The organism is Pseudoleptotrichia goodfellowii, assembly GCF_007990505.1.
Classification (GTDB): domain Bacteria; phylum Fusobacteriota; class Fusobacteriia; order Fusobacteriales; family Leptotrichiaceae; genus Pseudoleptotrichia; species Pseudoleptotrichia goodfellowii.
In genome coordinates this window covers 1,462,241-1,475,047 of record NZ_AP019822.1, presented here as the reverse complement: position 1 = coordinate 1,475,047, position 12,807 = coordinate 1,462,241, and the positions used below count along the sequence as shown (strand labels likewise).

General features: G+C 29.8%; 9 protein-coding genes. All 9 read left to right on the top strand.

All coding sequences use genetic code 11. From position 1 onward, the window contains the following. Window positions 1–119 precede the first annotated feature (119 nt). The 9 genes from gltX (at window position 120) to smc (ending at window position 12,805) form a co-directional block, all read left to right on the top strand. Window positions 120–1,622, top strand: coding sequence for a glutamate--tRNA ligase (gltX, locus tag FVE72_RS07250; RefSeq protein WP_026737817.1), 1,503 nt, complete (start codon window positions 120–122; stop codon window positions 1,620–1,622). 304 nt (window positions 1,623–1,926) lie between these two features. Then, window positions 1,927–3,330 carry a hypothetical protein gene (locus tag FVE72_RS07245; RefSeq protein WP_026737816.1) on the top strand — a complete coding sequence of 468 codons (1,404 nt, stop codon included), beginning with the start codon at window positions 1,927–1,929 and terminating at the stop codon, window positions 3,328–3,330. Between the two features lie 88 nt (window positions 3,331–3,418). Further along, window positions 3,419–3,832 carry a hypothetical protein gene (locus FVE72_RS07240; protein ID WP_006806756.1) on the top strand — a complete coding sequence of 138 codons (414 nt, stop codon included), beginning with the start codon at window positions 3,419–3,421 and terminating at the stop codon, window positions 3,830–3,832. A gap of 225 nt (window positions 3,833–4,057) precedes the next feature. Then, entirely contained in the window at window positions 4,058–4,897 is an 840-nt protein-coding gene (locus FVE72_RS07235) for a glycosyltransferase family 2 protein (RefSeq protein WP_026737815.1), read from the top strand. Between the two features lie 140 nt (window positions 4,898–5,037). Then, entirely contained in the window at window positions 5,038–6,240 is a 1,203-nt protein-coding gene (locus tag FVE72_RS07230) for a CDP-glycerol--glycerophosphate glycerophosphotransferase (RefSeq protein ID WP_026737814.1), read from the top strand. After that, window positions 6,227–6,976, top strand: a complete 750-nt coding sequence (locus FVE72_RS07225; RefSeq protein WP_006806788.1) for a glycosyltransferase family 2 protein — start codon at window positions 6,227–6,229, stop codon at window positions 6,974–6,976. Before FVE72_RS07230 ends, FVE72_RS07225 begins: the two co-directional genes overlap by 14 nt. Before the next feature lie 37 nt (window positions 6,977–7,013). Beyond that, entirely contained in the window at window positions 7,014–8,312 is a 1,299-nt protein-coding gene (locus FVE72_RS07220; protein ID WP_232049430.1) for a sugar transferase, read from the top strand. 2 nt (window positions 8,313–8,314) lie between these two features. Continuing rightward, window positions 8,315–9,247: an SDR family NAD(P)-dependent oxidoreductase gene (locus FVE72_RS07215; protein ID WP_026737812.1), complete on the top strand. Its 933-nt coding sequence runs from the start codon at window positions 8,315–8,317 to the stop codon at window positions 9,245–9,247. A 27-nt stretch (window positions 9,248–9,274) separates the two neighbouring features. Continuing rightward, entirely contained in the window at window positions 9,275–12,805 is a 3,531-nt protein-coding gene (gene smc / locus FVE72_RS07210) for a chromosome segregation protein SMC (RefSeq protein WP_146966530.1), read from the top strand. Window positions 12,806–12,807 lie beyond the last annotated feature (2 nt).

Sequence of the window (12,807 nt, the reverse complement as noted above, 5' to 3'; positions counted from 1 at the left end):
GGAGTTTAGTCGGCTGTAAATTAAAAAATGAAATAAGTTTGTCCGCCATACAGTTGCGGGAATGAAAAAAGTATTATATAATGTATAAAGGAAAAAGTAATAAATGAATGGAGAAAAAAATGTCGGAAAAAAGAGTTAGAGTCAGAATAGCCCCTTCTCCTACAGGAGATCCTCATGTAGGTACTGCATATATAGGGTTATTTAATTATGTTTTTGCAAAACACAATGGAGGAGATTTTCTGTTAAGAATAGAAGATACTGACAGAACAAGATTCTCTGAAACGTCGGAGCAGCAAATATTTAATATGATGAAATGGTTGGGATTGAACTATGACGAAGGTCCCGATATAGGAGGAAACAGCGGACCTTACAGACAGTCTGAAAGATTTTCCATATACAAGGAATATGCTGAAAAGCTTGTGGAAAAAGGAGAAGCTTATTACTGTTTCTGTACACCTGAAAGACTTCAGAAGTTGAGAGAAAGACAAATAGCGATGAAACAGGCACCGGGATATGACGGACATTGCAGAAACCTTTCCAAAGAAGAAGTGGAAGCAAAACTTGCAGCGGGAGAGCCTTATGTAATAAGACTTAAAATGCCTTATGAAGGAGAAACGATAGTTCGTGACGGATTAAGAGGAGATATAGTATTTGAAAACAGTAAAATAGACGATCAGGTATTATTAAAATCGGACGGATTTCCTACGTACCATTTGGCAAATATCGTAGATGACCATTTGATGGGAATAACTCATGTAATAAGAGCAGAAGAATGGATAGCATCTACTCCTAAGCATATTCAACTTTATAAAGCATTCGGTTGGGATGAGCCGAAATGGTATCATATGCCGTTACTTAGAAATGCCGATAAAACAAAAATATCCAAAAGAAAAAATCCTGTATCAATGAATTACTACATGGAAGAAGGTTATTTAAAAGAAGGACTGCTTAATTTCCTTGCGTTAATGGGATGGAGTTTCGGAGGAGATAAGGAAATATTTACTATTGATGAAATGATAGAAAACTTCTCATTTGATAAAATCTCGTTGGGAGGACCTGTATTTGACTTGGTAAAATTAGGATGGGTCAATAATCAGCATATGAGATTAAAAGATCTGGATGAATTGACAAAATTTGCGATTCCTTATTTCGTAAAAGCGGGATATTATAAAGATGAGGACCTGTCGGAAGAAGAATATGGAAAACTGAGAAGAATAGTGGAAATTTCAAGAGAAGGAGCTCATACATTAAAAGAGTTGCCGGAAATAGCTTCTATTTACTTTGAAGATAAGTTTGAACTGCCTGTAGTTGAAGAAGGAATGAATAAAAAAGAAAGAAAATCAGTTGAAAAACTTCGTTCTTCGTTGGAAACTGAAACAGGTAAAAAGTCTGTTGAATTATTCCAGGAAAAATTGAGTAAATTGAATGAAAATATTTCAGAAGAAGAAGCAAAACAGCTTCTTCATGAACTTCAGGAAGAATTGGGAGAAGGTCCTGCAGCTGTAATAATGCCTTTAAGAGCAGTGATTACAGGAAAAGCCAGAGGTGCAGATTTATATACTGTTATTGCGATAATAGGTAAAGAGCGAACACTTAACAGAATAAAAAATATATTGAAATAAAATAACAGGTTGTTTTGAAATCGGTTTCTCGGTTTTGAAATGACCTGTTTTTAGCAGTAAAAGATTTTTTGATTAATAATATAAGAAAATTCAAAATAGATATTTTTTAAAATCGTCAGTAAAATAGTTTCTGAAATTTTAAAAATGTATATTTTAATATTTTTTAAATTATATAAATAAAGTAAGATAAGAAAATAAAAGGAATACAAAAAATTAAAATATAAAAAAGCAGGTAACTGAAAATGACGCCTTATAACTGTTATTATTTAATTGAAAATAAGACAGATTTATGAGGTGAATTTTTTTGTATAGTATCGGATATAAAGAAGTTGATATATTGTGGGAAATTGCGAATTTTAAAATTGCTGATAAAAATATGATAATGAAAAATTATAATATCAGTAAAACAGAATTGTCCGATACATTAAAAAAGATAAATAATTTACTTAATTGGGAGAAAATGAATTATCTGCTTGATAAAAGGGGTTATATACTGTTCAATAATGAGTTAAGTGAAAGAAGATTTAAACTTGAAAGCATTATAAAATTTACAAATAAAATAAGAAGAGAAATAATATATTTATTTTTGATATTGAGTGAGAAGCATTTTAATCTGACAAAATTTACTTTAAGATTCGGATTGGGAGAAAGTTCCAAAAAATATGTGAGAACAGATTTAAAGGCAGTTCTAAAAGAACTTGATATAGATTATGCTGAATACAGAGAAAGTAAAAATTCCTTGGAAATTATAAAAAGAAAAATTCCGAATTTTGAAAAAACAAGAAAAGAATATTTGATAAATCTGTTTATAAAAAGATTTGAAAAAAGTTATGTTTACTATAAAGAAGAAAAAGACAAAGACGGAAAAGAATTGAATTATCCTTCAAAATTGATATTTGAAATTATAAAAGAAGAATTGAAAATAAAGGACTTGAAATTTATTTTTCATGCTTTTCGGGAATTTTATGTCAAGTATAATAAACTATTTTCAGTAAAAGAAAAATATGAGATTTTTATTTATTTTATTTCGAATTTGTATAATGAAAAAGAAAATACAAGAAAAAGAATAACTTCAAAAAATGTTAAAATGAAAGAGGATAATGATTACAAACTGTTGGAAGAAATATTGGATAAAATTTCTGAAAATGAAAACAGGAGGATATATTCTTACTTTAAATTAAAACTGTACAGACTTTTGCTGAAAAAAGAAAAAATGAATTTTGATATAACGCCGAAAAAATCCAAAGAAATATTTTATAATAATACAGAATCTTTAAATATAAAGATTGCTGAAGAATATGTCTATCAGATTGCAGAAGAAAATTCGAAAATTGAATATTATGAAAATTTTGAAAGACTGAAAACGCTTTTTGTACTTGATTTAGAATATAATGAAATAATAAAAAATCAAAAATATTTAAAAGATTTGATGCAACTTTCAAATATAATCGAAGTAACTGATTTGGGAGAATTATCGGAAAAATTGAACGGAAAGAATGAAAAAAATTTTGAACAGGTATTTCTGATATCAAAAAGTGAAATTCAGAATATGATAAAAAATTATTCTGATATTCCGATTTATTTTTTCAAAATTAATGATAAAGACAGATTCGGCAGAAAAACAGGAAAATTAAAAAGAAGAACAGACTCTGAAAAACAATTAACTGAAATTCGTGAAACTATAACGGAATATAATAGAATAAAATAGACATTAAGAGGCTTGTAAACTATAGTAATATATAGTAAGTGAGAGAAGGGAGAGATCAACTACGAAAAAAATAAAATAGGAGGGGGAAATGACAATAAAAACAGGAAATTTGAAAATAGATGAAAAGGTCTATTTTCTAAAGAATATTGAAACTCCTGTAGAAGTACAGGAAGAAATAAAAAAGTTTTCTTGTGAGAACGAAAATCACAATACTGAAAACGGGGATTCCGAAATTGAGGGAAAGGAGATAAGTGTTGATCTGGGACAATTAAAATTTGTAGTTTGTCCTGTAAAAATTAAAAATAGTGATATAAAAGCCAAAGTCATAAAAAGCGATAAAAAAGTGGAATACGGTGAAATTAAAATAAATGACAAGGCAAAGAAGTTTAAATCAGATTTATTTTTCGCTATTTATTATTCATCAGAGAAAAAATTTAATTTTATATTTGAAGAACTGATGGAACATATCATTGAAAAAATAGATATGTATAGAGAATTATAAATCAAAAAGAGAGCCCGATAAATAGAAATGGGGCTCTCTTTTTTAGAGATTTGAAAAAGCAGATATGTAAAGAATCAGCCTCTTAAAATTATTTATTTAAGTCTTTTACCTTTATTCTGTTGGGAAATCAGAATATATAGAAAATAAGACTATTTTGTGGTATAATACAAAATAACATTTGGTGTGAAAAATAATTCTGAAAGATAGTAAATAGGAGTGATTGAAGTGAAAGTTTCTTTAATAATGCCGACGATAAATGTTACTGAGGAGCTTGATTTGTTTTTAAAAAGTTTGTCGGAACAGACTTATAAAGATTTTGAATTAATAGCGATTGACCAGAATACGGGGAATGAAGCTTTTGAAATTATAAGAAAATATGAAGATGACTTTGAAATAAAGTATATGAAAAGTAATCAGTCGGGACTAAGTTTAAACAGAAACAAGGGACTTATAATGATGGATGGAGATATTGTCGGATTTCCCGATGATGACTGTGAATATGAAAAAGATACTCTCGAAAAAGTTGTAGCATTCTTTAAAGAAAATAAGGATAAAAGAATTTATTCGTGCAGAACTCTCGAAAGGGGAAAAGACTATGGAACGGGAATAATGCTTGAAAATAATGATGAACTCAAAGTTGACAATATTGATATGACTGTGAAATCTATTACTTTTTTTGTAAATTATTCTCTCGAAGATATTACTTTATTTGATGAAAATTTAGGTGTAGGAGCATATTTCGGGAGCGGAGAAGAAACTGACTATGTACTGACGCTTTTACATAAAGGATTTAAAGGAAACTATTTTGCTGACGATATTATTTATCATCCTGCCAAAAAAGGAAATTATGACGATTTGGAAAGAGCCTATAAATACGCTTTGGGATACGGAGCATTAGTAAAAAAAGAAGTTAAATGCAGAAAAAATCTTTTCTATATTTTCAAATATTGGAAAAAACTGTTTAGAAATATAGGCGGAATGATAGTTACAAAAAATCGGAAATATCATTGGTTCGTATTAAAAGGAAGGTTGAGAGGATATTTCAGATATAAATGTCAGGGATAAAAATATCAGAATGTGTATTGAATAGATTTGAATAAATAAAATTCAAGGAGGGAAAGAAGATATCTTAAAATAAGGGCTTTGCGGAAAAATTGAGATTAGCAGAAATAAAGATCTTATTTGATAGATTTCTTTAAAAAACAATGGATAAAATAAAATGTCTTGTAAATATGATTTTTGCTTGTATATTGTACCCTTTTACAAAAAGTAAATTTAAAAATAAAAGAATATGGCTTATAGGCGGAAATGCAGGAGAACTGTATGTGGACAACGGCAGAGCAATGTACGAATATTTAAGAACAAAAAAAGAAGTTGAAACATATTGGGTAATAAATAAAGATTCTCCCGTTTTTGAGCAGATTCCGGGAAATAAGCTGATCAGAGGAAGTGTAAAAGATTATCTGTATTTTATGAATTCGGAAGTTGTATTGTTTTCTCATTCAATTTCGGCGGATATAGTGCCTTATCTTTTTGCCGTGCCGTTTATAAAGGGGTTTCATTATAAGCCGATAAAAGTATTTTTGAATCACGGAACGGTAGGATTTAAAGTGAGAATGGCAATGAACAAAAAAACTGAGAAAATAGCCGAAGAGCTTGTACGTTCTTATGATATAAATATATGTGACTCGGAATATGAAAGTGTTATAAAAAGAGATGCATGGTGGAATATTGAAGGAGAGAAAATATTTGTAACAGGTTATCCGAGATATGATAAACTTTATAATGCCGAAATTAAAGAAAATGAAATACTTTTTATGCCGACATGGAGAAACTGGATAAAATCCGAAAATTTGAAAATAGAAGATACCAAATATTTTAAAAATATAACAGGACTTGTAACAGACGGGAAATTAAATGAGTACCTTGAAAGAAAAGGAATTCTTCTTAATTTATATATTCATCAGCTGATGCACGACTATTTGGGAAATTTCGGAAGTATAAAGTTGGGGAAAAATATAAGACTTTTGCCTAAAGAAGCGGAAATAACTAAAGAACTGATGAAAGCAAGGATTTTAATAACTGATTATTCAAGTGTTGCTTATGATTTTTATTATCTTGATAAGCCGATTATATTTTTTCAGTTTGATAAAAAAGAATATACTGAAAAAGTCGGTTCTTATGTGGATCTTGATAACGAACTTTTCGGAAAGGAAGCTTACACGATAGAGGAGTGCGTAAAGGATATAATTGAGATTTCCGAAAATAACTTTAAATATGATGGAGTAATCGAAGAAAAATCAGAAAAATTAAAAGATAAGTTTCTAAAATACAATGATAAAGATAACTGTAAAAGAGTGTATGAGTTAATTTTATCAAAAATCGGAGAAAAAAATGATAAAAGATAAAGTTTCCGTGATAATACCTATGTATAACGCCGAAAAGTTTATAAGTCGGACAGTGGAATCGGTAATAAATCAGACTTATAAAAATTGGGAATTACTTATAATAAACGATAATTCCGGAGATAAAAGTTATGAAATTGTAAAAAAATATTCTGAAAAAGACGACAGGATAAAAGTCATAACTGTCGAAAAAAATATAGGTGTGGTAAAAGGAAGAAATAAACTTATTGATATGGCTGAAGGGCAGTATATTGCTTTTTTGGATGCCGATGATTATTGGGCTGAAAATAAGCTTGAAAGACAAATAGCCTTTATGAAAGAAAAAAATGCGGCTATAAGCTGTACAGAGTATACAAGAGTTACCGAAGAAGGAAAACCCATAAACAGAATAATAATAAAAGAAAAAATTACTTATACGGATTTGCTGAAAAATAATTATTTAGGCTGTTTGACAGTAATGCTTGATAACGAAAAACTGGGAAAAAGGTACTTTAAGGAAAGAAATAAAAACGAAGACTATGTTTTGTGGCTTGAAGTTATAAAAGAAACCGGAGAAATATACGGATTAAAAGAAGATTTGGCTTTTTACCGTGTTTTGAATAATTCCCGATCGAGCAACAAAGCAGGAGCAGCAAAAGTAAGATGGGAAATATACAGAAAAGAAGAAAAACTATCGTTTTTGAAGTCGTTATATTATTTTATAAATTATGCAATTATTGCTTTAAAGAAAACAAAATAAACTAAACAAAGAAAAAATTTTAAAAATAAATAATTAAATGAAAGAGGAAGAAAAAATGGCAGCAAGCGGCGTTAGAAGAAATTTTTCTTATTTATTCGGATTTTTAACTGTAGCAATGTATTTTTTAGGACTATTTATTATAAACAGAGGATTGAGTTTTAAAAATGCTCTTATAATAGTTATGGCTCTGATAGCCTATTATATAGCAAATGTCTATAATGTAGCCGTAGGGAAATACAGATTGAGAGATATGGCTACAGTAATAGTAATAAACTTTATACTCATGTGTATCACTACTTTTGTTAAAATATTCAGCTTAAATGAAGGAATTATACTGTTCGGGATTATCAGTATATTTCAGATTGTGTTTAGATATGTAGTAATAATGGGAGTAGTAGAAAAACAGAAAATAATATTTGTCGGAGAAAATGACTATACGAAAGATTTGTCGGACAGTATAAAAAATGACGGTCAGTATAGATTTTTAGGACTTCTTAAAGAAGACGATCCTAAATTAAGAGAAACTATATTGAAAATTTACAAAGTCAATAAACCGGATATAATAGTTGATTTTACTGAAAATCTGCTTATAGAACCTAAATTTGTGGATAAACTTCTTCAATATAAACTGAACGGGCTGCAATATTACAATTATCGCGAATTTTATGAAACTTATGAAAATAAATTGCCGATTTCTCATTTAAGTCCTAAATGGTTTTTGGAAAACAGCGGTTTTGAAATATACCACAATAACTTTAATTTGAAGGCTAAAAGACTGCTTGATTTATTTTTTGCTTTTTTAATAGGAGTATGTGTAGCACCGATAATGTTAATAGCTGCAATTATAGTAAAACTTGAGTCAAAAGGTCCCGTATTTTTTATTCAGGAGAGAATCGGTGAAGGAAATAAAAAATTTAATATTGTGAAGTTTCGTTCGATGACTACCGATGCGGAAAAAGATGGTCCCAAATGGGCGACAAAAAATGACAACAGAGTTACAAAATTCGGGAAAATAATGCGACTTACTAGGATAGACGAACTTCCTCAACTGTGGAATGTATTTAGAGGGGAAATGAGCTTTGTCGGTCCGAGGCCTGAAAGAGAATATTTTATACAACAATTGGAAAAAGAAATACCTTATTATAATTTACGACATACTGTAAAACCGGGACTTACAGGTTGGGCTCAGGTAATGTATCCTTACGGAGCCAGTGTGGAAGATGCTTACAGAAAATTGCAATATGATTTATACTATATAAAACATCATGATATACTGTTTGACATGAAAGTATTGCTAAAAACAGTAACGATAGTTATTTTCGGAAAGGGAAGATAGTCATGGCAAAAAAAATACTTATAACAGGGGGAGCAGGATTTATAGGCTCTCATATAGCTGAAAGATTTGACAAAGAAAATTATGAAATAATAATAGTTGATAATCTTGTCGGCGGAAAAAAGGAAAATATTTCTCATTTGAAAAATATAAGATTTTATGAAGTTGATGTTAGGGATAGAGAAAGTTTGGAAAAAGTTTTCGAGAAAAATAAAGAAATAAATTATGTATTTCATGAGGCAGCACAGGTAAGTGTATCGGTGTCTGTGGAAAATCCTCATTATGATGCCGATGAGAACGTGTTAGGACTTATAAATGTCCTTGATATGTGCAGAAAGTACAGTGTCGAAAAAGTTCTTTTTGCAAGTACGGCTGCTGCATACGGTATTCCTGAAACAAGTGTATCTGCTGAGGACTCTAAAATAGCACCTCTCGCTCCTTATGGATTGACAAAGGTTTTCGGCGAACATTATATTAGAATGTATCACGATTTATTCGGGCTTAATTATGTTATATTCAGATATGCCAATGTTTACGGACCGAGACAAAGTGCTCACGGAGAAGCAGGAGTAGTTTCCATATTTAACGACAGAATGAAGGTCGAACAGGAAATATTTATAGACGGTGACGGAGAACAGACAAGAGATTTTATATATGTGAGAGATATTGCTGAAGCTAATTATGTTTGTGCTGTGGAAAGTGTAATAAATAAAACTTTGAATGTTTCAACAAATGCGAAAACATCTATAAATGAACTGTTTAATTATATGAAAAAATATTCGGGATATAAAAAAGAAGCAAATTACAGAGAGCCGAGAAAAGGAGACATAAGAGATTCCAGACTTGACAATACAAAACTTAAATCGAATACTTCATGGAATTACAAATATTCTTTGGAAAAAGGCTTGAAAGAATATGCCGAATATGAAAAGAAATAAAAAGTAACAAAGAAAAATGGAGGAAAAATGCATTTAAAAGCATTAGAACTTGCAGGATTTAAGTCGTTTGCAGATAAAACGGTAGTTGAATTTAACAGAGGGATAACTTCGATTGTGGGACCTAACGGAAGCGGAAAGAGTAATATTTTGGACGCTATTTTGTGGGTTTTGGGAGAACAGAGCTATAAAAACATAAGAGCAAAAGAAAGTTCCGACGTTATATTTTCCGGAGGGAAAAATAAAAAGGCAAAATCAATGGCTGAAGTCAGTCTTATTATTGAAAATGAGGACGGTTATCTGGACATAGATTTTTCGGAAATAAAAATTACGAGAAGGATATATAAAAGTGGCGAAAACGAGTATTTTATAAATAACAGAAAAGCAAGGCTGAAAGACATAAATAATCTTTTTATGGATACCGGTATAGGAAAACAGGCTTATTCCATAATCGGACAGGGTAGAGTGGAAAGAATTATAGGCTCCAATCCGAGAGAATTGAAAGAAATTATAGAAGAAGCTGCCGGAGTAAAAAGAGCCAAAGTTGAAAAAGAAGAATCCGAAAAGAAATTAAAAGAAGTGAAAAGTGAAATAGAAAAAATAACTTATGTGGAAAAAGATTTGGAAACAAGAGTTAAATATTTAAAAGATGAGGGAATGAAAGCAAGACTTTATAAGACTTATACTGAAAAAATCGATGTTCATAGACTCATGATTTTGGAATACAATATAAATGAAAAAGAAATTGCAAGGAAAAAATATACTTCGGAAAAAGAAGAACTGAAAAGTATAATTGACGGAATACAGGAAAATCTTGAAGTGAAAAAAGAAAATCTGGGAAAACTCAACGAAAAAAGAGAAAAGGCATATGAAAAAGTTGAAATAGAAAAAAATAAAAATTTTGATATGTTCAAAGAGATAGAAACTCTTAAAAATGAATATTCAGAATTAAAAAACGGATATTCCAATCTGGAAACCGAAGCTAACGAAAAACAGAAAAGAAAAGCTGTTTTGGAAAAAGATATAGATGAAAAAAAAGAGATGCTGGACAGTTCAAAAATAGAGTTGGAAAGTATAACAAAGGAATTAACCGAAAAAGAAAAGGAAAAAAACGAAGTCGATAAAAAAGTACAGGATCTGAAAGATAAGAAAGATAGAATAACAGCCGATTTAAAAGAGAAAAATCAGGAAAATCAGGATTTTGAAATAGAGAAATTTAGAGCGACTGCAGATAATGAAGATCTGGAAAAAAGAATAAGCACTGCAGAACATACAAATAAAAGGCTTATCGGCGATAAAGAAAGTGCAGAAAAAGAATTTAACAGCATTAATGTTAAAAAGCAGGAATTTGAACTCAAAAGAAATGAAAAAGAAAAAGAAAAAAATGAACTGGAAAAAGAAATCGATAATATAAACAACGGAATTGAAATTTTACAGAAAAGATATGAAGGATTAAATAAAGAAAAAAATGAACTGAATTATAAATATGAAACTTTAAATGCAAAAAAAAGAGCGAATGAGAATGTTATAGAAAGTAATGAAACTTTTGCGAAAAGTATAAAATATATATTGAATGAAAATTATGAAGGAGTAATCGGGGTTTTTGTAAATCTGATAAATATTCCCGACGGTTACGAAGAAGCTGTACAAACTTTGTCGGGAGGCTCTTTTCAGGATATAGTAGTAAAAAATACGGATATTGGGAAAAAATGTATTGATATACTGAAAGAAAAGAAAATAGGAAGAGCGTCATTTTTACCGATTGACGGAGTGAAAGTGTTCAGGATAACGGATGAGCTTCCTAAAAATGAAGGCGTAATAGATTTTGCGAGAAATATCGTGAAATATGATAAAAGTATTGAGAAAATAGTACATTTTGTTTATGGAAATTCTTTAGTTGTAAAAAATATCGAAACAGGAACGAAACTTTTAAAAGAAGGCTATAATGACAGGATTGTTACTCTTGAAGGAGATATAATAACTGCAAGAGGAAGAATGACAGGGGGATACTCAAACAAAGGTAAAAATGAGTTTCTGGAAAGAAAAAAAGAACTTAATACAATTATCGGTAGCATGGCCGTAATAGAAAAAGAATTAAAGGAAAAGGATGAAGAAGCACTTAAAATAAGTGAAAGATTGAAACAGGGAGAGCTGAAAAAAGAAGAAAAAAGCTCTGAATATAAAGTAATATCAGATGAATATAAAGCGTTTTTGGAAGAATACAACAGTTTTACTGCTGATTTTAATAAGAAACAGAGAGAAATAGAGACTTTGAATTATGAAATAGCCGAAAATGAAAAAACCGTAAAAGAAAGAAAAGAAAAAATAGTTGAGAATAAAGAGATTGTAAAAAATGCTGAAGAAAATATTATAAAAAACAGCATAATAATCAAAGAATTACAAAATGAACTGGAAAAATTTGAAGATTTAACAGAGTATTTGAATGAACTGAATAAAATTGACACGGAATATAAAATACTCAAAGTTAAAACCGAAAATAATCAGCTCAGATATAAAGAAATCGAAAAAGATTATCAGAAACTTATTAATGAGCAAAATGAGTTGACAGAATTTGAGAAAAAAAGAGATAGTTTAAGTGAAGAATTTCAAAGAAAAATTTCCGAAAAAAAAGAAGAGATTCAGAAAAAGAATGTTGAAAATGAGAATCTGAATCAAATGATAAAAGTTCTCGAAAAAGATATAAAAAAATATGAAAATGAAGAAAGAGAACTTATTAAGGAAGTAAATGATATAGAGATGAAAATATTCGGAGAAAAGAATAAGCATGAAAAAGTTTCGGAAAACCTTATAAAAGCTGAAAAAGATTTGGAATATTTTACAGGGGAACTTGAAAATATTGAAAATCTTTCGGTTAAAGAAAATCCCGAATATAAAATGATTGAAAATGAAACGGAACTTCAAAATATAAAAAGAAAACTTTCTATGAATGAAAAAAGCAGAATGGAAATGGGAAGTGTGAATCTTGCAGCGATAGAAGAATACGAAAGAGAAAATACAAGATATAATGAGCTGGTCGATCAGAAAAGGGATTTATCTGAAAGCAGAGAATCACTGCTGACACTTATAAGAGATATTGAAAATGAAATAATCGAAAAATTTTCCGTAGCATTTGAAGAAATTAACAAAAATTTTGAATACATGTGTAGAACTATATTAAACGGAGCCAGAGGAGTAATAAGATTACTTAACTCGGAAAATATACTGGAAACGGGATTGGAACTAAGTGTAAAATACAAAAATAAACCTGAACAGACTTTGCTTTTACTGTCAGGAGGAGAAAAATCCATGTTGGCAGTTTCGTTTATCATGGCAATATTTATGTTTAAGCCGAGTCCTTTCACATTTTTTGATGAGATAGAGGCAGCACTGGACGAGGAAAATACGAAAAAAATAGTAAAACTGTTGAACAGATTTATTGAGAAATCACAATTTATATTAATAACTCATAACAAAGAAACAATGAAAGGTTCTCATAGACTTTACGGAGTAACGATGAACAAAGAAATCGGGGAATCGAGATTGATTTCTGTAGACGTTTAAAA